Origin of the sequence: Allobosea rubneri (assembly GCF_032464875.1) — a bacterium.
In the GTDB taxonomy this organism is placed as follows: Bacteria; Pseudomonadota; Alphaproteobacteria; order Rhizobiales; family Beijerinckiaceae; genus Allobosea; species Allobosea rubneri.
The window spans coordinates 23235-43637 of the sequence record NZ_JAWDID010000016.1; the positions used below are offsets into that span (position 1 = coordinate 23235).

General features: G+C 67.5%; 22 protein-coding genes and 1 tRNA gene. 7 read left to right on the forward strand and 16 right to left on the reverse strand.

The features are described 5' to 3' along the window. Positions 1-163: 163 nt before the first annotated feature. From pheT to pheS, 4 genes are read right to left on the reverse strand one after another with little or no spacing between them, the layout of a single operon-like run. Positions 164-2587, reverse strand: coding sequence for a phenylalanine--tRNA ligase subunit beta (gene pheT / locus RKE40_RS12560; protein ID WP_316018584.1), 2424 nt, complete (start codon positions 2585-2587; stop codon positions 164-166). Then, the gene (locus RKE40_RS12565; RefSeq protein ID WP_390893345.1) at positions 2584-3006 is read right to left on the reverse strand and encodes an ASCH domain-containing protein; all 423 of its coding nucleotides are present in this window, start codon (positions 3004-3006) and stop codon (positions 2584-2586) included. Before RKE40_RS12565 ends, pheT begins: the two co-directional genes overlap by 4 nt. Further along, positions 3003-4190 (reverse strand): glycosyltransferase, encoded by a 1188-nt coding sequence (locus tag RKE40_RS12570; RefSeq protein ID WP_316018585.1) that lies wholly within the window; start codon positions 4188-4190, stop codon positions 3003-3005. Before RKE40_RS12570 ends, RKE40_RS12565 begins: the two co-directional genes overlap by 4 nt. Positions 4191-4219: 29 nt before the next feature. Further along, positions 4220-5302 carry a phenylalanine--tRNA ligase subunit alpha gene (pheS, locus tag RKE40_RS12575; RefSeq protein WP_316018586.1) on the reverse strand — a complete coding sequence of 361 codons (1083 nt, stop codon included), beginning with the start codon at positions 5300-5302 and terminating at the stop codon, positions 4220-4222. Positions 5303-5601: 299 nt separating this feature from the next. Between pheS and RKE40_RS12580 the strand changes: the two genes are divergently transcribed. Then, positions 5602-6363 (forward strand): LOG family protein, encoded by a 762-nt coding sequence (locus RKE40_RS12580; protein ID WP_316018587.1) that lies wholly within the window; start codon positions 5602-5604, stop codon positions 6361-6363. Positions 6364-6570: 207 nt separating this feature from the next. Here the strand turns inward: RKE40_RS12580 and rplT are convergent, their stop codons facing one another. The 3 genes from rplT to RKE40_RS12595 form a co-directional block, all read right to left on the reverse strand. Then, positions 6571-6945 (reverse strand): 50S ribosomal protein L20, encoded by a 375-nt coding sequence (rplT, locus tag RKE40_RS12585; protein WP_066468282.1) that lies wholly within the window; start codon positions 6943-6945, stop codon positions 6571-6573. 28 nt (positions 6946-6973) lie between these two features. Next, positions 6974-7174, reverse strand: a complete 201-nt coding sequence (gene rpmI, locus RKE40_RS12590) for a 50S ribosomal protein L35 (RefSeq protein ID WP_066468280.1) — start codon at positions 7172-7174, stop codon at positions 6974-6976. Positions 7175-7334: 160 nt separating this feature from the next. Then, positions 7335-8543, reverse strand: a complete 1209-nt coding sequence (locus tag RKE40_RS12595; RefSeq protein WP_316018588.1) for an MFS transporter — start codon at positions 8541-8543, stop codon at positions 7335-7337. A gap of 114 nt (positions 8544-8657) precedes the next feature. Here RKE40_RS12595 and RKE40_RS12600 point away from each other — a divergent pair, with 114 nt between their 5' ends. The 5 genes from RKE40_RS12600 (at position 8658) to RKE40_RS12620 (ending at position 13432) form a co-directional block, all read left to right on the forward strand. Beyond that, complete coding sequence (locus tag RKE40_RS12600; RefSeq protein ID WP_316018589.1) at positions 8658-9251, forward strand: TetR/AcrR family transcriptional regulator; 594 nt, start codon at positions 8658-8660, stop codon at positions 9249-9251. Positions 9252-9341: 90 nt separating this feature from the next. Then, the gene (locus RKE40_RS12605) at positions 9342-10235 is read left to right on the forward strand and encodes a MurR/RpiR family transcriptional regulator (RefSeq protein ID WP_316018590.1); all 894 of its coding nucleotides are present in this window, start codon (positions 9342-9344) and stop codon (positions 10233-10235) included. Continuing rightward, positions 10232-11569, forward strand: coding sequence for an aspartate aminotransferase family protein (locus RKE40_RS12610; RefSeq protein ID WP_316018591.1), 1338 nt, complete (start codon positions 10232-10234; stop codon positions 11567-11569). Before RKE40_RS12605 ends, RKE40_RS12610 begins: the two co-directional genes overlap by 4 nt. Before the next feature lie 77 nt (positions 11570-11646). Continuing rightward, entirely contained in the window at positions 11647-12666 is a 1020-nt protein-coding gene (locus RKE40_RS12615) for an amino acid ABC transporter substrate-binding protein (RefSeq protein WP_316018663.1), read from the forward strand. Between the two features lie 136 nt (positions 12667-12802). Next, positions 12803-13432, forward strand: coding sequence for an aspartate/glutamate racemase family protein (locus RKE40_RS12620; RefSeq protein WP_316018592.1), 630 nt, complete (start codon positions 12803-12805; stop codon positions 13430-13432). A gap of 7 nt (positions 13433-13439) precedes the next feature. Here the strand turns inward: RKE40_RS12620 and RKE40_RS12625 are convergent, their stop codons facing one another. From RKE40_RS12625 to RKE40_RS12635, 3 genes are all read right to left on the reverse strand, one after another. Beyond that, positions 13440-14171 (reverse strand): aldolase, encoded by a 732-nt coding sequence (locus RKE40_RS12625; protein ID WP_316018593.1) that lies wholly within the window; start codon positions 14169-14171, stop codon positions 13440-13442. A gap of 114 nt (positions 14172-14285) precedes the next feature. Continuing rightward, positions 14286-14828, reverse strand: a complete 543-nt coding sequence (gene infC / locus RKE40_RS12630; RefSeq protein ID WP_316018664.1) for a translation initiation factor IF-3 — start codon at positions 14826-14828, stop codon at positions 14286-14288. 165 nt (positions 14829-14993) lie between these two features. Then, positions 14994-16217, reverse strand: coding sequence for a glycosyltransferase family 4 protein (locus tag RKE40_RS12635; RefSeq protein WP_316018594.1), 1224 nt, complete (start codon positions 16215-16217; stop codon positions 14994-14996). A gap of 126 nt (positions 16218-16343) precedes the next feature. Here RKE40_RS12635 and RKE40_RS12640 point away from each other — a divergent pair, with 126 nt between their 5' ends. After that, positions 16344-17123, forward strand: a complete 780-nt coding sequence (locus tag RKE40_RS12640) for an alpha/beta hydrolase (RefSeq protein WP_316018665.1) — start codon at positions 16344-16346, stop codon at positions 17121-17123. A gap of 54 nt (positions 17124-17177) precedes the next feature. Here the strand turns inward: RKE40_RS12640 and RKE40_RS12645 are convergent, their stop codons facing one another. The 6 genes from RKE40_RS12645 to RKE40_RS12670 all read right to left on the reverse strand — a co-directional run bounded on the left by RKE40_RS12645 (position 17178) and on the right by RKE40_RS12670 (position 20383). After that, positions 17178-17432: a BQ00720 family protein gene (locus tag RKE40_RS12645; RefSeq protein ID WP_066468264.1), complete on the reverse strand. Its 255-nt coding sequence runs from the start codon at positions 17430-17432 to the stop codon at positions 17178-17180. Between the two features lie 96 nt (positions 17433-17528). Continuing rightward, complete coding sequence (locus RKE40_RS12650) at positions 17529-17957, reverse strand: Hsp20 family protein (protein ID WP_066468263.1); 429 nt, start codon at positions 17955-17957, stop codon at positions 17529-17531. 140 nt (positions 17958-18097) lie between these two features. Continuing rightward, entirely contained in the window at positions 18098-18502 is a 405-nt protein-coding gene (locus RKE40_RS12655; RefSeq protein WP_316018595.1) for a RidA family protein, read from the reverse strand. Between the two features lie 135 nt (positions 18503-18637). Then, a tRNA-His gene (locus RKE40_RS12660) sits at positions 18638-18714 on the reverse strand. A 157-nt stretch (positions 18715-18871) separates the two neighbouring features. Further along, positions 18872-19867: a hypothetical protein gene (locus RKE40_RS12665; protein WP_316018596.1), complete on the reverse strand. Its 996-nt coding sequence runs from the start codon at positions 19865-19867 to the stop codon at positions 18872-18874. 120 nt (positions 19868-19987) lie between these two features. Further along, positions 19988-20383, reverse strand: coding sequence for a phasin (locus RKE40_RS12670; RefSeq protein ID WP_316018597.1), 396 nt, complete (start codon positions 20381-20383; stop codon positions 19988-19990). Positions 20384-20403: the final 20 nt, after the last annotated feature.

The window sequence follows — 20403 nt, forward strand, 5'->3', positions numbered from 1 at the left end:
TATTTCATAATTATGATCAATAACGGTGCCCCGGCGGTACCTGACCAGAAGCCGCTCACAAAGGGCGTGGGGCGCGGGCCTCGATTCCTTGCAACAAAAAAGGCGCCCGAAGGCGCCTCTTCCGTCCTGGGATGACCGGCCCGAGGCTCGCCCTGAGGCATTGTCACCCGCGCAGCGCGGCCTTGTAGCGCTTGGCCATCTCCGCGACGATCTTAGCGGCGACGGCCTCGATCTCGGCCTCGGTCAGGGTCTTCTCGACCGGCTGCAGCGTCACCGCCAGTGCGACCGACTTCTTGCCGGGCTCGACCCCCGCGCCCTCGTAGATGTCGAAGACGCTGATCTCGGCGATCAGCGCGCGGTCGGCGTTCTGGGCGGTCTTCGCCATGTCGCCGGCCGCCACCGCCTTGTCGACGATGAAGGCGAAATCGCGGGTCAGCGGCTGGAAATCGGAGAGCGCCAGCTTCGGCTTGACCTTGGTCGGCTTGTACTTCGGCAGCGGCAGCGCATCGAGATGGATCTCGAAAGCGACAAGCGGGCCCTTGACGTCGAGCGCCTTGAGCACGCGCGGATGCAGCTCGCCGAAGGCGCCGATCACGCCCTTGGGGCCGAATTGCAGCGTGCCGGACCGCCCGGGATGTGCCCAGGACGGGCCGCCCGCGACGATCTGCAGGCCGCCGACGGGCACGCCGAGCCCGGCCAGCAGCGCCATGACGTCGGCCTTGGCATCGAAGGCATCGACCGGCTTCGCCGCGCCGTCCCAATGGCGGCCTGCGCCTTCCAGCCTGGCCGTGCCGCGGCGCAGACCGGCGGCGGCGATCAGCTGGCCTTCCGGCTCGTCGCTCTGGAAGACCTGGCCGACCTCGAACAGCGCGACATCGCCGAAACCGCGATCGGCATTGGCCTGCGCCGAACGGATCAGGCCCGGCAGCAGCGAGGGGCGCATGTCGGAGAGATCGGCGGCGATCGGATTGGCGAGGACGAGCTGGCGCGAGCCGCCGCCGAAGAGCTTGGCCGCCTCATGCGAGATGAAGGACCAGGTCACGGCCTCGACCAGCCCGCGGCTGGCGAGCAGGCGCTTCGACTGGCGCGTGCGCTTCTGCAGCACGGTCAGCACCGGCTTGATGACCTCGCCCTTGATCCGCGGCAGCGGCGCCGGCTCGACCCGGTCGAGCCCGGCGATGCGCAGGATCTCCTCGACGAGATCGGCCTTGCCCTCGACATCGGCGCGCCAGGAGGGAGCCGCGACCTTGACCCGTTCGCCGGCGCCCGAAACATGGAAGCCGAGCGAGGTCAGAGCCAATTTCATCTCGACCTGCGGCAGGTCGAGACCGGTCAGGCGCTTGACCTCCGACCAGGGAAAGTCGATGGCACCAGCGCTCTCGGGCAGCTCGCCGGCGAAGACCATCTCGGAGGCTTCGCCGCCGCAGAGCTCGATGATCATCTGCGTCGCGAGATCGAGGCCGGGACGGGTGAAGTCCGGATCGACGCCGCGCTCGAAACGGTAGCGCGCATCGGAGGTGATGCCCAGCGCGCGGCCCGAGCGGGCGATGTTCAGCGGCTCCCAGAGCGCGCTCTCGACCAGAACGTCGACAGTGGTCTCGTCGCAGCCGGAAGCCTCGCCGCCCATGATGCCGGCGAGCGATTCGACACCCTCCGCATCGGCGATCACGACCTGCTCGTCGGTCAGCGTGTAGGTCTTACCGTCGAGCGCCAGGATCTGCTCGCCGGCCCTGGCGCGGCGCACCGTCAGGTCGCCATGGACCTTGGCGGCGTCGAAGACGTGCAGCGGCCGGCTGCGGTCATAGGTCATGAAATTGGTGATATCGACCAGCGCGTTGATCGGCCGAAGGCCGATGGCGCGCAGGCGCGCCTGCAGCCATTCCGGCGACGGGCCGTTCTTGACGCCGCGCACCAAGCGCAGGGCGAAGGCCGGGCAGAGCTTCTTGTCTTCCGGGGCGAAGTCGAGCTTGACGTCGACCGGGCACGGGAAGCTGCCGCGCACGGGCGCGACCGAAGCCGTCTTCAGCGTGCCGAGCCCGGCGGCGGCGAGGTCGCGGGCGACGCCGGACACGCCGAGCGCATCGGCCCGGTTCGGCGTCACCGCGATCTCGATCATCGCATCGTCGAAGCCGGCATAGGCGGCATAGGGCTGACCGACCGGCGCATCCTGCGGCAGGTCGATGATGCCGTCATGATCCTCGGAGAGCTGCAGCTCGGCGGCCGAGCAGAGCATGCCGTTCGACTCGACGCCACGGATGACGCCCTTGCCGAGGGTGATGTCCTTGCCGGGAATATAGGTGCCGGGCGGCGAGAATACGCTCTTCATGCCGGTGCGGGCATTGGGGGCGCCGCAGACGACCTGCACCGGCTCGCCGGAGCCGGTATCGACCATGCAGACGCGCAGGCGGTCGGCATTCGGATGCTGCTTGGCCTCGATGACATAGGCGATGGTGAAGGCCGAGAGCGCCTTCGCCTTGTCCTCGACCGCCTCGACCTCGAGCCCGACGCGGGTCAGCGTCTCGGAGATGGTGTCGAGGGTTTCCGAGGTCTCGAGATGGTCTTTGAGCCAGGAGAGCGTGAATTTCATGTGGTTACGTCCATCGGAGCGAAGGCTTCCACCAGGCGGAAGCGCTCGCAAAGCAGGGGCATGTCGGGGCTGAAGACGCCGAGGCGCCGGAAATAGGCCTCATGGGCCTCGCGCCAGAAGGAGAGGCTGCGGTCGCCCTCGCCCTCCTCGAAGGCGAATTGCGCATCGACCTCGTCGAAGCGCCGGGGCGTGAGTTCGAGCGTCTCGATCACGCAGACCGGACGCTTCTCGCCGTCGAGCACGATCCAGAGCTCGCCAAGCTTCGGGCAGTCGGGTGCGTCCAGCGTGTTCACCGTCGCCGTCTTGCGGCCGCTGACGACCAGTGCCGCCAGCTCCGTCGCGAGCTCGGGACTATCGCCGAAGGAGAAGCTCGGGCAGTCGCGATAGCGTTCGGGGATGGTGTGCATGTCCAAGGTCACGCCGCCCCGTCCCGCCGTGCGGCCACGGACGACAGCGCCGGCGCATTGTCGTTCAGCCGATCGTCGCCATCCGTCCTGATCTTCATGGCGTTGCCGCGCCAGCTGACCTCGCCGGCAAGGAAGGCATAGGCCCAGATGCCGGGGAAGACGAGATCGCGGGTGAGATAGGCCAAAGGCGTGCGCCAGTTGACGAACCAGCCGACGCCCTTCGCCAGCGCCATCTCGGCGCCATACCAGATCGCCAGCACCAGCAGCGGAGCCTGCCAGCTCGCAAGGCCATAGGCCGGGGCGGCGAAAGCGGCGAGCACCGCCGGCACCAGCGGGCCGACCAGGATCTCCGGCGCGAAGAAAGGCAGGAAGGTGACGCGGCGCAGCCGTGCCCAACGGAACTGGCGTTGCACGACATGGCGCAGATGCCGGTGGCCGAGCGGCTGCTCGAAGGGCTGGTCGACGAGGTGGACATGCTTGCCGGCGGCGCGCACCAGCTTGGTCGCCGCTGCATCCTCGGCGATCTCGGCAGCGAGCGCCGCGATGCCACCGCGGGCATCGAGGAAGGGCTTGTTCCAGAGCATCGACTTGCCCTGGGCGAAGCCGAAGCCGAGCGCCTCGCCGGCATATTGCCAGCGCGCCTGGAAGGTATTGAGGAAGGCGCACTCCACCTCGGCGCCGAAGCAGAGCGGGCGCGAGCCGGCCGGCGTCGAGCAGACGAGCCCGCTATCCTCGCGCCAGGCCGCCATCATCCGCTGGATGTAGTCCTTCGGCATCAGCACGTTGGAATCGGCGAGGATCACCCAGTCATGCCGCGCCGCTTCCCAGCCCCTGACGCAGTTGTTGAGCTTGGGATTGGCGCTGACCGCGACATCGCCGACGATCAGGCGTACGCGTTCCGGCCCATGGCTGGCGATCAGCTCCTCGACCAGCGGCACGATCGGGTCCTGCCCGTCGGCGACGCAGAAGATCGTCTCGTAGTCGGGATAGTCGAGGACGAGGCCGGAGGTCAGGGTCTCCCGGCTGAAGCTCTCCAGGCCGCAGACCGGCCGCACGATCGTCACCGGCGGGCGCTGGCGCAGCAGGCTGGATTCGAGCGGCTTGCGACGCAGGCGCACGAAGGCGATGGCCAGGCACAGGAGATTGGCCGCCACCAGCAGTGCCGCGATCAGGCCGGCCCAATGCGCCGCGCTCATCCGCCCTTTCCTCTCCTAGCCCGCCCTGGTCACGACGACAGGCCGCCGGTCAGCGTCGGCAGGTCGAGCGGGCGGAAGCCGTAATGCGAGAGCCAGCGGACATCGGCCTCGAAGAAGGGCCGCAGATCCGTCATGCCGTATTTCAGCATGGCGATGCGGTCGATGCCCATGCCCCAGGCGAAGCCCTGATAGACGTCCGGATCGAGCCCGCAATTCCTGAGCACGTTCGGGTGGACCATGCCGCAGCCGAGAATCTCGAGCCAGTCGTCGCCCTCGCCGAAGCGGATCTCGCCGCCCTTGCGCGAGCACTGGATGTCGACCTCGGCGGACGGCTCGGTGAAGGGGAAGAAGGAGGGGCGGAAGCGCATCTTAACGCTCTCGACCTCGAAGAACGACTTGCAGAACTCCTCCAGCACCCATTTCATGTGGCCGAAATGGGTCTTCTTGTCGATGACGAGACCCTCGACCTGATGGAACATCGGCGTATGGGTCTGGTCGGAATCCATGCGGTAGGTCCGGCCCGGGCAGATCACGCGGATCGGCGGCTCCTGGGCCAGCATGGTGCGGACCTGGACCGGCGAGGTGTGGGTGCGCAGGAGCTTGCGCTCGCCATTGGCGTCGGGCGCGAAGAAGAAGGTGTCGTGCATCTCGCGGGCGGGATGACCGACCGGGAAATTCAGCTTGGTGAAGTTCAGATCGTCGGTCTCGACATCCGGCCCTTCGGCGACGGCAAAGCCCATATCGCCGAAGATCGCGGTGATCTCGTCGATGACCTGGCTGATCGGGTGGATTCGCCCGCGCGCTTCCGGCCCCTCGCGGACGGGCAGGGAGATGTCCAGCCGCTCGGCGGCGAGCCGCGCTTCCAGCGCCGCCTCGCCCAGCGCCTCCTTGCGGGCGGTGAGCGCCTGCTGGACGCCGTCGCGCAGGCCGTTGATCAGCGGCCCCTTCTCCTTGCGCTCGTCCGGCGTCATCGCGCCGAGCGTCTTCAGCAAGGCGGAAACCGAGCCGGACTTGCCGAGCGCGGCGATGCGCAACTGCTCCAGCGTCGCCTCGTCCTGCGCCGCGGCGATCTCACCGACAAGGGAATCGCGAAGGGTATCGATCTCGTTCATGCCTGATCTGGTCCGTTAGCGCGTCCTCCGCCGGGCCGGAACCGACCGGCCGCCGGGAATTCGCACCACTTCAAAAAGCCGGAGCGCGTCCCGGCGAGGCATCTTCTATGGCTTCGGCCATGCGGATGCCAGCCCGAATTGCGCTGGCAAAGCGTGCCGATCGCGGCGTTTTCACACATTCGGCCTCGCCTGCCGATCGTTCATGACAAGACCGTAGCACTCGCCCCCGCATGCGGGCGGCAGGGGCGACAGTCGATCCCCTGCCCGGCTATGCAGGGAGCAAGCACGGAGATGCCGACATGACCGAGAACCACGCCCAGAAGAACTCGCCTTCCTATCGCCTCGCCGCGCTCGACCAGGACTTCATCCTGGGCGACTCCACCCGCGGCGCGCGCTTCATGCTCGAATACCAGAAGGCCGAGGACAATCTCAGGGCACGCGGCATCGTCTCGACCATCGTGGTCTTCGGCTCGGCCCGGGTGCGCGAAGGCGAGCCCTGGTACGAGGCGGCAAGGGCCTTCGCACGGCTCGCCTCCGAGCGCGGCGGCGCGCTCGATGCCAAGGGAAGCGGCCGGCACCACGTCATCGCCACGGGCGGCGGCCCCGGCATCATGGAGGCGGCCAATCGCGGCGCCGAGGATGCCGGCGCGGTCTCGATCGGGTTCAACATCACCTTGCCGCACGAGCAGGAGCCTAACGCCTTCTCGACGCCCGACCTGACCTTCCGCTTCCACTATTTCGCGATGCGCAAGATGCACCTCGCCATGCGGGCCTCGGCGCTGGTGGCCTTCCCCGGCGGCTTCGGCACGCTCGACGAGCTGTTCGAGATCCTGACGCTGACCCAGACCGGCAAGATGTCGCCCGTCCCGGTCATTCTCTACGACAGCAGCTTCTGGAAGGGCCTGCTCAATCTCGAGCGGCTGGCCGAAGCGGGCTTGATCCGCAAGGAGGACCTCGAACTGTTCTGCTACGCCGACTCGCCGGAGGAGGCCTATGCAAGGATCGTCGAAGGCGCCGGCGACGACTGGATCCCGGCTGCAGCCGACAGCGTGCAGACGTAAGCCGGCGTTCGACCGCCGACCTCGTCCCGGGCGACCGCAGGGAGACCCGGGATCCATGCCTGAGCTTTTCCGAACCATGCTCCGGCATGGGTCCCGGATCGGCGCCGCTGCGCGGCTTGTCCGAGACGACCCGCTTTTTCCCTGTCAGCAAAAACGAAAAAGGCCGGCGTTTCCGCCGGCCTTTCGCAATTCGTCAGGTCAGACCGCTCAGGCGGCCTTGGCCTCGGCGCCGAGCGCGCCCTTGACCGTCTCGACCACCGCAGCGAAGGCAGCCGCATCGTCGATCGCGAGGGCCGACAGGGTCTTGCGGTCGAGCTCGAGGCCCGACTTGGTGAGACCGTTGATGAAGGCCGAATAGGTCAGGCCGTGCTCGCGCACCGCGGCGTTCAGGCGCTGGATCCAGAGCGCGCGGAACGAGCGCTTCCGGTTCTTGCGGTCACGATAGGCATACTGCATCGACCGATCGACGGCCGCCTTGGCGGCGCGGATCGTATTCTTGCGGCGGCCATAGAAGCCCTTGGCGGCCTTCAGTGTCTTCTTGTGCTTGGCGTGGGACGTAACGCCCCGTTTCACGCGAGCCATGTTTGATCTCCGGAAAGGTTGTCAGGCGTCAGCCGTTGGGGAGGAAGAACTTCTTCACGTTGGCAGCGTCGCCCTCGAACAGGGTCGTCGTGCCACGCTGGTTGCGGATCTGCTTGTTGGTCCGCTTGATCATCCCGTGACGCTTGCCGGCCTGGGCTGCGAGCACCTTGCCGGTTCCGGTGATCTTGAACCGCTTTTTGGCGGCCGCTTTGGTCTTCATCTTGGGCATTTCAGCTCCTCATAGGTCGCGAGCGCGCGAATTGCGCCGCTTGAATTTTGCTTCGGGAAGCAAATAACGATCGCCACGGCAGCCCTTATCAGCCGGGCGATCGAAGGCCGGGCATATGACAGAAAAGCCCCATCCTTGCAAGCAGGGCCGCTCTGCCCGCTCAGGCGAGCGCCGGACGCGAGCTGTCCGAGGCCGCGCCTGACAGCCTGCGCAGGCCGAGCAGCAGGATGCCGAGCGCGGCGAAGCCGCCAACGACCGAGACGTAGAAGCCGCTCGCAGCACCGTAATTGTCGATCAGCCAACCCGATGCCGCGGAGCCCAAAGCAAGCCCGACACCGACACCGGTCATCACCCAGGTGATGCCCTCCGTCAGCTTGGAGGGGGGCACATGGCGCTCGACCAGCGCCATGGCGACAATGACCGTCGGCGAGATCGAAGCCCCGGCGACGAACAGCACAGCGGCCAGAGACCAGAGCGAACCGACCGCGAGCAGCGGCAAGGTCGTCGCCGCGGCAAGACCTATGGCAAGAACGAACTGCCGCGCCAGCGAGATGCGCAGATGCAGGGCGCCGAAGATCAGGCCGGCGATCAGCGAACCGGCTGCGTAGGAGGCCAGCACCAGGCTGGCGGCGGCCTTCTGTCCCTGCGCCTCGGCAAAGGCGACCGTCGTCACCTCGGACGTGCCGAAGATCGCCCCGATGGCAACCATCACCAGAGCGATGAGGCGTACGGCCCCGAAGCGGATCGCCGAGCCGTCGGCGCTCGCCGCCTGCTGATGAACAGGCGGCTCGGTCCCCCGCTGGAGCACAAACAGGGCCATGCCGATGGCAAGGAGAATCGTGGCGGCAAGCGGTCCCGCCTCCGGGAACCAGGCGACGCTGAGGCCGATCGCCAGCACGGGGCCGATCATAAAGACCATCTCGTCGACCACCGATTCGAAGGCGAAAGCGGTGCGCAGCTGTGGCTTGCCGCGATAGATCTCGGTCCAGCGCGCCCGCACCATCGCCGCCATGCTCGGCTCCAGGCCGGAAAGCGCGGCGAACAGGAAAAGCGCCCAGTTCGGCGCCTCGAAGCGCGTCGCCAGCATTAGTCCCGCGAGCGCGACGAGCGTCGCCAGCGTGGCAGGGATCAGCACCCGGCTCTGGCCATGGCGGTCGACGAGGCGCGAGATCTGCGGTGCGATCAGCGCGTTGGCGAGCGCGAAGGTCGCGGCCACGCTACCGGCCAGCCAGTACTCGCCGCGCGCCTGCGAGAGCATGGTGACGATGCCGATCGTCACCATCGACAGGGGCAGACGGGCAACAAAGCCGGCCGCCGAGAAGGCGACAGAGCCGGGTGCGCGGAAGATCTCGCGGTATGGGTTGGGCATTGGCAAAGAGACTCCGTCGCAGCGCAGCGATATTCGCATACGGAGCGTATGTGAACTAATTGCATACGCGCCGTATGTCAATTAACATACGGAGCGTATGCAAAGGAGATGTGGATGAGCCGCAGGCCACGCCAACAGATGATCGCCGAGACCCGTGCGAAGCTGATCGAGGCGGCGCGCGCCGCCTTCGGAACGGTGGGCTATGCCGCGACCTCGATGGACGAATTGACCGCCGCGGCGGGGCTGACGCGCGGCGCGCTCTATCATCATTTCGGCGACAAGAAGGGCCTGCTCGCCGCGGTCATCGCCGAGATCGACGCGGAGATGAACGAGCGGCTGAACGCCGTCTCGGCACGCGCGGCGGACCCGTGGACCGGCTTCCGCGACGAATGCGCCGCCTATATCGAGATGGCTCTGGAGCCCGAAATCCAGCGCATCGTGCTGCGGGACGGGCCGGCCGTGCTCGGCGACCCGTGGACCTGGCCGACGCAGAGCGCCTGCATCACCTCGATGACCGACAGCCTCGGCAAGCTGCGCGACGCCGGCGTCATCCTGGCCATCGACCCTGAAGCTGCCGCCCGGCTGATCGCCGGCGCGACACTCCATGCGGCGCAGTGGATCGCCCACGCCCCCGATGGCCGCGCGGCATCCCAGAATTCCATCGCCGCCTTCGACGCCCTGCTCGCCGGGCTCCTCGTCCGGCCTTGAGCTCATTCGCAGGAGGCGAAACAAACGCGCCTATTTCGAGCTCCTGAATTAGATGTTTCATATCGGTACCCAGCCTGCTAGCGTCGCCGTGTGGACCAGCCGCATCTGACCGCCGCCCTCTCCGCAGGTTTCGAGCAATTGCCCCAGCAATTGCAGGCGGCGGCACGCTGGGTGCTCGATCATCCTGCCGATGTTGCACTGCTGACGACCCGCGAGCAGGCGAAGCGCGCGAGCCTCTCGCCCGCGACCCTGACCCGCCTCGCCCAGCGCTTCGGCCTTTCGGGCTATGACGAGTTACGGGCAATCCATGCCGCCGCCCTGCGGCAGCGCCCGGAGGGCTTCGCCGGCCGCGCCGGCGAATTGATGCAGCGCCACGGCGACGAAGGAGCCGGCGCGATCGCGCAGGACATGTTCGCCGCGCTCGCCGAACATCTCAGGGCCCTGCGGGAGCCGGACACGCAGGCCCAGCTCGAACGCGCTGCCATCCTTCTGGCCGAGGCGCAGACCGTGTTCTGCTTCGGGCTGCGCTCGGCCTTCCCCGCCGCCTACATGCTCGACTATATCCGCGACCTGATCGGCGCCGGTTCGGTGCTGGCGGACGGTGCGGGCGGGCGCGGCATCGACGCGCTGCGTCGGATCGGTCCTGATGACGCGTTCTTCGCCGTTTCGGTCTCGCCCTATACGCGCCTGACCCTGCAGGCCGCAGAGCTCGCCAAAGCGAAGGGTGCGAAGCTCATCGCGCTGACCGACAGCCCGCTCTCGCCGCTCGCTGCGCTCGCCGATGCGACGGTCCTGGTGCGCACCGAGACCCCGTCCTTCTTCCACACGATGACGCCGGCCTTCGCCGCGGTCGAATGCCTGGCGGCGCTCATGACGGCACGCAAGGGCGCGGCCGCGCTCGCCGCCATCGCCCGCCATGAGGCGGAGCTTCACGACACCGGTACCTTCCACCAACCCAGACCCGCCAAGCGAGGCCGCAAATGAGCCATGTCCTGCATCGCATGCTCGGCAAGACCTATCCCGTGGCGGAAGGGGGCGCCGGCGTCATGCTGCGCGACCGCGACGGCCGCGACCACATCGACGCCTCGGGCGGCGCGGCGGTCTCCTGCATCGGCCATGGCCATCCCGACGTGCTCGCCGCGATGCATGCGCAGATCGACAAGCTCGCCTATGCCCATACCAGCTTCTTCACCAGCGACGTCGCCGAGGAACTCGCCGACCACCTGATCGCGCGCGCGCCCGCCGGCATGGACTCGGTCTATTTCTGCAGCTCGGGCTCGGAAGCGATCGAGGCCTGCCTGAAGATGGCGCGGCACTACTTCGTCGAGACGGGCGAGCTGAAGCGCGTCAACTTCATCTCGCGGCGGCAGAGCTATCACGGCATCACGCTGGGCGCGCTCGCGGTCGGCGGCCGGATGAAGGACCGCGCCGCCTTCGCCGAGATGCTGATGACCGGTCACCACATCTCGCCCTGCTTCGACTATCGCGGTCGACGCCCCGACGAAACGGCCGAGCAATACGGGCTGCGCGTCGCCGACGAGCTCGAAGCGAAGATCCTGGAGCTCGGGCCCGAGACGGTCTGCGCCTTCGTCGCCGAGACGGTCGTCGGCGCGACGCTGGGCGCGGCCACCGCGGCGCCGGGCTACTTCAAGCGTGTTCGGGAAATCTGCGACCGCTATGGCCTTCTCCTGATCCTCGATGAGGTGATGTGCGGCATGGGCCGTACCGGCACGCTGCATGCCTGCGAGCAGGAGGGCGTGGCGCCGGACCTGATGGCGATCGCCAAAGGGCTGGGCGGCGGCTATGCGCCGATCGGCGCCATGCTGGTCTCGAAGCGGATCGCGGAAGCGGTCCGGCGGGGCTCGGGCCTCTTCCCGCACAGCCAGACCTATGTCGGCCACCCGCTCGCCTGCGCGACCGCGCTCGCCGTGCAGAAGGTGATCGAGCGCGACGACCTCCTCGCCAATGTCCGGCGCCAGGGCGCCAGGCTGGAACAACGCCTGCGCGAGCGCTTCGGCAACCACCACCATGTCGGCGACATCCGCGGGCGCGGCCATTTCTGGGGCGTCGAGATCGTCGCCGACCGCGCGAGCAAGACGCCGTTCGACCCCGTGCTCAAGCTGAATGCCCGGATCAAGGAAGCGGCCATGGAGCGCGGCCTGATGATCTATCCGATGGGCGGCACCGCCGACGGCACGGCGGGCGACCATGTCCTGCTCGCGCCGCCCTTCATCATCGACGCCGCCACCGTCGACACCATCGTCGAGCGCCTGGGCGATGCGGTCGATGCGGCTCTGGGGACCGTGCAGCCGATCTGAGAAGACCACCAGGCGGGCCGCCAAAGAGCCTGCCTCAACCAAGGGGAACTGCCATGAAACAACTGACCGTGAAACGACTGAAACAGGCGAGTCTCGCCGCGATCGGCCTCGCGGCGATTGGGCTGTCCACGCCGGCCTCGGCGCAATCGGGAACGCTCGACCGCGTCAAGGCGCGCGGCGAGCTGATCTGCGGCAACCACATCGCCCTGCCCGGCTTCGGGCTGCAGGGGCCGGACGGTCGCTGGGCCGGGCTCGACATCGATCTTTGCCGCGCCGTCTCGTCGGCGATCTTCAACGACCCCAACAAGATCAAGTTCATCCCGACGACGCCGCAGATGCGCTTCGTCGTGGTGCAGTCAGGCGAAGTCGACATGCTCGCCCGCAACGCCACCTACACCATGTCGCGCGACACCTCGGCCGGCATGTCCTGGCCGATCATCAACTATTTCGACGGCCAGGGCTTCATGGTGCGCAAATCGCTCGGGGTCAGCGAGGCGAAGGGGCTGAGCGGCGCCTCGATCTGCGTGACACAAGGCACGACGACCGAACTCAACCTCGCCGACTTCTTCCGCGCCAACAACCTGAAATACGAGATCATCGGCTTCGCCACCAACGAGGAAGGGGTCAAGGCGCTGGAGGCCGGACGCTGCGACGCCTTCACCACCGATTCCTCCGGCCTTGCCGCGGAACGGCTGAAATTCGCCAAGCCCGACGATTTCATGATCCTGCCGACCCTGATCTCGCGCGAGCCGCTCGGCCCGGCGGTGAAACGCGGCGACGAGAGCTGGTTCAATCTTGTGAAGTGGACGCACTACGCCATGCTCAACGCCGAAGAGCTCGGCGTGACCAAGGCCAATGTCGACGAGATGCTGAAATCGACCAATCCCGAGATCAAGCGCCTGCTGGGCGTCGAGGGCAAGTTCGGCGAGGGGCTCGGCCTCAGCAATGACTGGGCCTACCGGATCATCAAGCATGTCGGTAATTACGGCGAGAGCTTCGAGCGCAATGTCGGCATGGGCTCGAAGCTTCAGCTGAAGCGCGGGCTGAACGACCTCGCTTCGAAGGGCGGGCTGCAATACCCGCACCCGATCCGATAATCCCGAGAGCCATTGCAAATGGCTCCCCGGATTCCGCATCTGGATGTCTCGAGCCCTTGGCTGCATTTGAGACATCCAGATTGGAGCAACGACCTGACGCGTCAGCGTCATTGGCCGTTGGCATAAGGACCGCCTGATGAGGATCGCGCTGATCCATGCACTGCGCCATTCGCCGCCTCCGATCGAGGCGGCGTTTGCGCGTCTGTGGCCCGAAGCCAGGCTGATGAACCTGCTCGATGACAGCCTATCGGCCGACCTCGCCCGCGACGGCAAGATCACCGAGACGTTGACCGGGCGGTTCCTAGGCCTCGCGCGCTATGCGCGAGGGACCGGGGCCGACGGAATCCTCTTCACCTGCTCGGCCTTCGGCCCGTGCATCGAGGCGGTGCAGCGCGAATTCGCGCCGATGCCCGTGCTGAAGCCGAACGAGGCGATGATCGAGGAGGCAGAAGGGCTTGGCGGCCGGGTCGGCCTCCTCGCCAGCTTCGCGCCGACGCTTCGGTCGATGCCGCCGGAGTTTCCGGCTGCGCTGACCGTCGCGCCGAAGCTGGCGGAGGGCGCGCTCGCAGCGCTCGACCGCGGCGACGGCGATACACATGACCGGCTGGCGGCAGAGGCGGCCGGCGATCTCGCCGGCTGCGACCTGATCGCCCTCGCCCAGTTCAGCCTGGCGCGAGCGGCGCCGGCCGTGGCCGCAGCGACGGGCAAGCAGGTTCTGACCACACCGGACAGCGCAGTCAGGAAACTGAGGCGGCTGCTGGCCTGAGCGCCGCTCAGAGCCCTTCCATCCGGCGCAGCGCCTCGAATTGCTTCGTCGCCTGGTAGACGAGGACCTGGCGCCATTCGCGCGCCGTCGCCTCGATCTCGTCACTCGGGATCAGCTTGAGGGGCCGGCCGGTCGACATCGCCAGCACCTGCTGGCGGCAGGCACGCTCGAGGAAATAGAGGTCGTCGAAGGCGACCGCCACCGACGGCCCGCCGATGGTGACACCGTGATGGGCGAGGAAGGTGATATCGGCATGGCCCTGCTCGCGATTGGCCGCGACGATCGCCTCGCCTTCGCCCTCATCGAGCGCGAGCCCGCCGAAATGGTCCTGGTAGAGGGTGCGGCCATGGAAGCGGCAGGCGGTCTGGTGTGCCATCTCCAGCCGGCCGCCCTCGACCATGGTCAGCGCCGTGGCATAGGGCATGTGGACATGCAGCACGGCGACATGGCGCGGGTTGGCCTTGTGGGCGGCGATATGGATGTTGCGGGCGGTCGCCTCGACCTCGCCCTCCCCTTCCAGCACCTGACCGTGCTCATCGATCAGCAGCAGGTCGGACGGGCGCATCTCCGACCAGTGCACGCCATAGGGGTTGATCAGATAGCGCGGGCGACCATCGGGACCGTCGGGAAGCGCCACCGAGAAATGATTGCAGATGCCCTCGTTGAGCTCGAATCTGGCGGCGAGGCGCAAGGCGGCGGCAAGATCGCGGCGCTGCTCGGTCACGGTCGGTGTCGTCATGGGGGAAGGCCTCGCGCTGGCTCGGGAACCCGGAGCGAAGCATCGCGACACCAGACATGACAAGGCCCGGCACGCGGGCCGGGCCTGTCTGGATTCGCATGACGGAGCGGCAGCCTATTTCGGCGCCAGCACCATCACCATCTGGCGGCCTTCGAGCTGCCAGTCGCTCTCGACCTTGGCGATATCGACCAGATCGGCCTTGACGCGCTCGAGCACCTTCACGCCGAGATCCTGGTGAGCCATCTCGCGGCCGCGGAAGCGCAGGGTCACCTTGACCTTGTCGCCTTCCTCGAAGAAGCCGTGCATGGCCTTCATCTTGACGTCGTAGTCGTGCTTGTCGATGCCGGGGCGCAGCTTGATTTCCTTGATCTCGATGGTGCGCTGCTTCTTGCGCGCCTCCGAAGCCTTCTTCTGCTCGAGGAAGCGGAAGCGGCCATAATCGAGAATCTTGCAGACGGGCGGCTCGGAGTTCGGGGCGATCTCGACCAGATCGAGACCGGCGTCCTCGGCGATCTTCAGCGCTTCGAAGAACGAGACGACGCCGCGGTTGACGCCCAAATCGTCGATGAGCTGAACATCGCGAACGCCGCGGATGTCGCGGTTCGAGCGGGGCCCGTCCTTGGTCGGGGTGGGTGCGGCACGGAAAGGACGACGAATGGCTGTATTCTCCTGTGATTGGCGCGCTACGCGCCGTTGGTGAGACACATTGCACAACGCGTAGCGTTGTCAATGGACGGCAAAGTCAAATGACGGGCGAAAACGGAAGATTGCGGGCTCGCGGGGCGCCGTTTGCCCGCGAACCCTGCTCATCCGTCCACCAGTTCAACGCCCGAGCAGGGCGCAGTAGACATCCAGCGTGTCGTTGACCATCGCGGCCAGCGAGAAATGCCGTTCGACATGCAGGCGCGCCCGCCGCGCCAGCGCGTCCCTGGCGGAAGGACGCAAGGCGAGCGCTTCCTGCAGCGCCGCCGCCAGTGCAGGAGCGTCGCCCGGCGGGATGCGCCAGCCGGTACGCTCGGAAGGGGCGACCTGCGGCGGCGCCAGCACCGTCTCCGGCACGGCTCCGAGATCGGAGACGACCACAGGCACGCCCATGGCCTGCGCCTCGACGGCGACGCGTCCGAAGGCTTCCGGCTCGGTCGAAGGCACGGCGACGATCGCCGCTGCGAGCATCGCAGCAGGCATATCGCTGCAATGCCCGACCCGGCGCACGCGCCTTTCCAGCCCGGCCTTGGCGATCTGCTCGTCGAGCTCGCGGACATAGCCGTCGCGCCCTTGCGGGTCGCCGGCGAGGATGAAGGCAGTGTCCTCGTCACCCGCATCGCGCATCAGGCGCGCAGCCTCGATCAGGACCTTCTGGCCCTTCCAGCCGGTCAGCCGGCCGGGCAGCAGCACGATGCGCTGATGCGGCTCGACGCCCCAGGCGCGGCGCAAGGCGCTGACCCGCTCGGGCCCGACGGCCGCCGGCGCGAAGGCCGAGAAATCGGTGCCGCGGTTGACGATGCGGATTCGGTCGCGGGCAAAGCTGTGCCGCGCCAGGATGAGATCGGCGGTGTAGGCGGAGTTGGCGATGACGACGTCGCCGCGCGCCATCACCGAATTATAGTGGTTCTTCACCACAGAGCGGCTGTTGTAGGAGCCGTGATAGGTGGTGACGAAGGGCAGCTTCAGCGCGCGCGTCGCCGCCAGCGCGACCCAGGCCGGCGCGCGCGAGCGAGCATGGACGAGATCGACGTGCTCCTGCCGGCAGAGTCGCGCCAGCTTGCGTACGTTCATCGCCATGGCGAGCGGGTTCTTGGACGCCGCCGGGAACGGCAGCCAGATGCCGCCCTTGGCCTGCAACTCGGCGACGAGCCGGCCACCCTCGGTCGCAACCAGTGCGCGGGCGCCGGCCTCGGTCAGCCCCTCCGCGATATCCACGGCAGTGCGCTCGGCACCGCCAGCCTCCAGATCGGGGATGATCTGCAGCACTGTGCGCCCACTCAGCGGGTGGGTCTCGGTCGATGGCAGCGAGAGTGGCGCTCCGGAGCGCAGGGTGGTGGTCACCGTTCGAAAGGGCCTTCTTGCAGACGGCGGGTTTGCTATCTGCGCCATGATGGGCATAGCGCTTGCGCGAAGCACAGCGGCCCGGTGCAGATTCCCGCGGTTCGTCACAGGAGAAATAGGGTGAATATGCCTCAACCGCAATTTCTGAGCGTCGGCGAGGGTGAGCAGCGCCGCGAGATCGCCGTGCTGGACGAGCCCGGCAACGGCCCCGCCGTGGTCTGGCTCGGCGGCTTCCGTTCCGACATGCGGGCGACCAAGGCCGAGGCGCTGGCGGCCTGGGCTCGGGCCAAGGGCCGGCGCTTCGTCCGCTTCGACTATGCCGGCCACGGCGAATCAGGCGGCGACTTCGCTCGGTGGACCTTGTCCGACTGGCTGGACGACGCGCTCGCCGTGCTGGAAGCGAAGGTCGAGGGACCGGCTGTGCTCGTCGGTTCGTCGATGGGCGGCTGGCTCGCCCTGCTCGTCGCGCGCCGGCTGCGCAAGCAGGGCGCTGCGCGGACGCCGGCCGGGCTGGTGCTGATCGCACCGGCGGTCGATTTCTCCGAGGAGCTGATGTGGGCGCAGATGCCCGAGGCGATTCGCCGGACCATCCTCGAAGACGGCGTCTGGCTTCGTCCCTCGGAATACTCGCCCGAGCCAACCCCGATCACGCGGGCGCTGATCGAGGACGGGCGCAAGCATCTCATGTTCGGACAGCCGATCGAGACCGGCTGCCCCGTCCACATCCTGCAGGGAATGAAGGATCCCGACGTGCCCTATGGCCAGGCGCTCAAGCTGGTCGAGCATCTGCCGCACGATCCGGTGGTGCTGACCCTGATCAAGGACGGCGACCACCGCCTGTCGACGCCGGAAGACATCGAGCGCCTCATCGCGGCCGTCGAGGGAATCGCTCCCGCAGCCGACTGAGGCCCTGCCCGGCGCCCTTCCCGCCCGGCCGGAAAGGCCGAGCGGCGCGGGCGCCTAGTGCAGGCTGACCATCTTCAGGTCGTGTTCCCAGGCATTGGCCGTCGCGGCTTCGCGCGAATCGGTCACCAGGATCGGCGCGCCATCGGCCGAGAGCAGCGCGAAGAGCTGCAGACCCGGTTCGATATGCGGCGCCTGCGGGAAGATCCGCGCCAGCTCGTCCGAGGTCATCGGCTTGAGATAGGCGACCTGTCCGGCGCCGAGCGCGGCGAATTCCGCCGTGGTCAGGGGGGTGTTTCTGGTCTCAGTCATCGCGCCCTCCTTCAGAGCAGTGCGAGGCGGTTTGATTGTGGACTCATGATCATGAACGGAAGGCAAACCGCATGCCTTTCCCCGAACCGACCTCCTTCAGTCGCGGCTCATGATATCGATACGCCGGACGAGCCGTTCCGGTTCCGGACGGGCGAGATCAATCGCCAGCAACCCGTTCGAAAGATCGGCGCCTAGGACCTGCATGCCATCGGCGAGCAGGAAGGACCGCTGGAACTGCCGCGCGGCGATACCGCGATGCAGGAACTGGCGCGTCTTGTCGTCGATCTGGCGACCGCGGATGGTGAGCTGGTTCTCTTCCAGGGTGATCTCGAGCTGTTCGCGCGAGAATCCCGCCACCGCGAGCGTGATCCGAAGCTTGTCGGGCTCGTTATCCGTGCGCGGCATGCGCTCGATGTTGTAGGGCGGGTAGCCTTCCCCGGCGCCTTTGGCGACCCGGTCGAGCGCCCGCTCGATATCATCGAAGCCGAGCAGGAAAGGATGCGACAGGCTAGGCGGACGCGTCATTGCGAAGCCCTTTGAAAGGCGCCTCTTCAAGATCGCAGGGCCCGCTGGCGCAGCACCCTGCCGGCAGCGGGCGAACCCCACTGCGTGCTCACGATATGGCGAGCGCCGGTTCCGGCTTCAAGCCCGCAGGCGTTCCAGGCTCAGTCGAGCGCCGCGATCAGCTCGATCTCGACCAGCAGGCGCGGATCGACCAGTGCGGTGACGCCGACCATGGTGCTGGCGGGATAAGGCCCCTCGCCGAGATACTTCACCCGCACCCTGTGGATCGCCGCCGCCTTCTCCGGCGTCAGGTCGACGACATAGCTCACCGTCTTGAAGACCTTCGAGAAGTCGGCGCCGGCGGCGGCGAGCCCCGCGGCGAGATTGGCGAAGACCTGCTCGGCCTGGGCGGCAAGATCGCCCTCGCCGACCACCTGGCCCATCGCGTCGAGCGCGATCTGGCCGGAGATGTGGACCTGCCTGCCGGCGCTGACGACCGCGACATGGCAATAGCGCCCCGGCGGCGCGAGCGAGGCGGGGTTGAGGCGGTCGATCTTCATCGGCATGGCGCAGGTCCTGACGGATTCGATGTGCAGCGTCTGCCCGCCGGGAGCGGGTTGGCGCGGCACGGGCCTGCGCGACAGACTAGGCCGCCGGAGCGGCGCGCTGCAATCGAACGATGTCGGGTCTGGTGGAGGGAATGGTACAGCCACCCCGGCTTGAACGGGGGACCTCTAGATCCACAATCTAGCGCTCTAACCAACTGAGCTATGGCTGCACAGCTTCGCGAAATCCGCGATGCATATCCCTGCCGGCATGGCCGGCGGGCGCCGGTTCGTTGCCGATCCAGCGACGGCGCGGAACCTAGTGCCGCGCTGCGCCGAATGCAACGGAGAAATTGCGGCCGGTGCACAGAACTCGCACCGGCCTGCCGATCAGGGGCGCGGCAGCTCCTTGCGGGCGGTCGCGGCGAGGTCGCTGATATGGCTCGACAGCGATTCGTAGCCGCGGCGGAACGCCTTCGCCTGCAGCGCGACAGCATCGGCCGCGCTCTGGGTGCGGGCCAGAGTCTCGATCTCGCCCAGTGTCGCCTTCAGCTCGGCGCAGGCATGATCGAGCACCTTGGCCTGGATCGCGCCGAAGGCACGGGTCAGCGCCAGCGTCTGGCTCAGCCAGGGCGAAACCGGCTCGCTGACCGCTTCAATCGCGGCGATGAACGGCTTCGTCGTCGCGGCCGGGCGGATAGCAACTCCCAGCTCGACCGCCTTCGCCGCGACGGCAACGGGCGCTGCCGCCTTGGCAGCCGCGGACTTGGCAGGCTGAGCCTTGGTCGCGGCAGTGGATTTGGCAGACGCGGCCTTGGCCGACTTCGGCGCCTCGACCTTGGCGTGTGGCGCCGCGACCTTGGCAACACTGCTCGCTGCGATCTTTCGGGCAGGCGGGGCCTTGGCCCGCGGCGCCTTCGCGACGGTCTTGCCAGCCGGCTCGGCGGTGGTCTTGGCCGTGGCCTTGGCCGCGCCTTCGTCCGCGACCTTCGCGGCCGGAACGGCAGCCGGCGCAGGCGGCTTCAGCGGCGCCGTCTTTGCGGCAACGACTTCGGCGACAGCGGCGGCGACGGGATTGGCGGCGACCGGCTTTGCAACCACGGCGGCCGGCGTGACGTAGGCAGGCTTCGCTACCGCAGGATTTGCAGGCGCGGCAGGAGCCGGCTTGGCCGGAGCAGCCGCTACCGCAGGCTTCTCGGCGGGCTTCTCAGCAAGCTTGGGAACGACAGGGGTCGGCTCGACCTTGGCGGGAGCCGAAGCGGCCGGCGCGAGGGCCGATGGGACAACCGGCGCCACCACGGCGCTCGGGGTGGGCTGCGATTCGCTCATCGCCTTGACCGGAGCAAGGCTGATCGGAGCTTTGCCGGGCGTAGTCTGTTTCGCCATCACCGTTCTCCTTCGTGTTTCGGGCCGGGCGCTCCTGCAAGCGCGTGGCCGGCTCGATACCGGCCACGAATCTTGAAAGTCCGCTCCGCCCTGGCAGCAGGCCGGCGTCAACTGACCTGCTTACTTGGTCTTGGTCGCCTTGGCCGCGGTCTCGGCCGTCTTGGCAGCGGCCTCCTGAACCGCCGAGCCCAGCTCCTTGAGCTGCGTCTGGAACGAAGCCATCTGCGACTTCAGGAACTCGGACTGGTGCTGCAGCACCTCGTTGACGTCGCGCGAACGCACCAGCTTCTGGGCGAGATCGAAGGCGGCCGCGACATTGGCCTCGGCATAGCCGATCGCCTTGCGGGTCGCGTCCTGCGCACTGACGCGGGCCGACTCGGCCGAGCCATGAGCGCTGTCGACAGCCTTGTGAGCGGCACCGATGAAACCGTCGAAAGCCTTGCGCGCCTGATCGACGCTCTTCTCGGCGAATTCGCGCATCTCGGTAGGAACCTCGTAAGGGGTCTTGCCGTCCATGATCGATCCTCCTGATGGTT

What these genes read in the sequence shown, in the direction of transcription:
- pheT (WP_316018584.1), bottom strand. Translation starts at nt 2,587, where the DNA reads ATGAAATTCACGCTCTCCTGGCTCAAAGACCATCTCGAGACCTCGGAA.
- RKE40_RS12570 (WP_316018585.1), bottom strand. Translation starts at nt 4,190, where the DNA reads ATGAGCGCGGCGCATTGGGCCGGCCTGATCGCGGCACTGCTGGTGGCG.
- pheS (WP_316018586.1), bottom strand. Translation starts at nt 5,302, where the DNA reads ATGAACGAGATCGATACCCTTCGCGATTCCCTTGTCGGTGAGATCGCC.
- RKE40_RS12580 (WP_316018587.1), top strand. Translation starts at nt 5,602, where the DNA reads ATGACCGAGAACCACGCCCAGAAGAACTCGCCTTCCTATCGCCTCGCC.
- rplT (WP_066468282.1), bottom strand. Translation starts at nt 6,945, where the DNA reads ATGGCTCGCGTGAAACGGGGCGTTACGTCCCACGCCAAGCACAAGAAG.
- rpmI (WP_066468280.1), bottom strand. Translation starts at nt 7,174, where the DNA reads ATGCCCAAGATGAAGACCAAAGCGGCCGCCAAAAAGCGGTTCAAGATC.
- RKE40_RS12595 (WP_316018588.1), bottom strand. Translation starts at nt 8,543, where the DNA reads ATGCCCAACCCATACCGCGAGATCTTCCGCGCACCCGGCTCTGTCGCC.
- RKE40_RS12600 (WP_316018589.1), top strand. Translation starts at nt 8,658, where the DNA reads ATGAGCCGCAGGCCACGCCAACAGATGATCGCCGAGACCCGTGCGAAG.
- RKE40_RS12610 (WP_316018591.1), top strand. Translation starts at nt 10,232, where the DNA reads ATGAGCCATGTCCTGCATCGCATGCTCGGCAAGACCTATCCCGTGGCG.
- RKE40_RS12620 (WP_316018592.1), top strand. Translation starts at nt 12,803, where the DNA reads ATGAGGATCGCGCTGATCCATGCACTGCGCCATTCGCCGCCTCCGATC.
- RKE40_RS12625 (WP_316018593.1), bottom strand. Translation starts at nt 14,171, where the DNA reads ATGACGACACCGACCGTGACCGAGCAGCGCCGCGATCTTGCCGCCGCC.
- RKE40_RS12640 (WP_316018665.1), top strand. Translation starts at nt 16,344, where the DNA reads ATGCCTCAACCGCAATTTCTGAGCGTCGGCGAGGGTGAGCAGCGCCGC.
- RKE40_RS12645 (WP_066468264.1), bottom strand. Translation starts at nt 17,432, where the DNA reads ATGACTGAGACCAGAAACACCCCCCTGACCACGGCGGAATTCGCCGCG.
- RKE40_RS12650 (WP_066468263.1), bottom strand. Translation starts at nt 17,957, where the DNA reads ATGACGCGTCCGCCTAGCCTGTCGCATCCTTTCCTGCTCGGCTTCGAT.
- RKE40_RS12655 (WP_316018595.1), bottom strand. Translation starts at nt 18,502, where the DNA reads ATGCCGATGAAGATCGACCGCCTCAACCCCGCCTCGCTCGCGCCGCCG.
- RKE40_RS12665 (WP_316018596.1), bottom strand. Translation starts at nt 19,867, where the DNA reads ATGGCGAAACAGACTACGCCCGGCAAAGCTCCGATCAGCCTTGCTCCG.
- RKE40_RS12670 (WP_316018597.1), bottom strand. Translation starts at nt 20,383, where the DNA reads ATGGACGGCAAGACCCCTTACGAGGTTCCTACCGAGATGCGCGAATTC.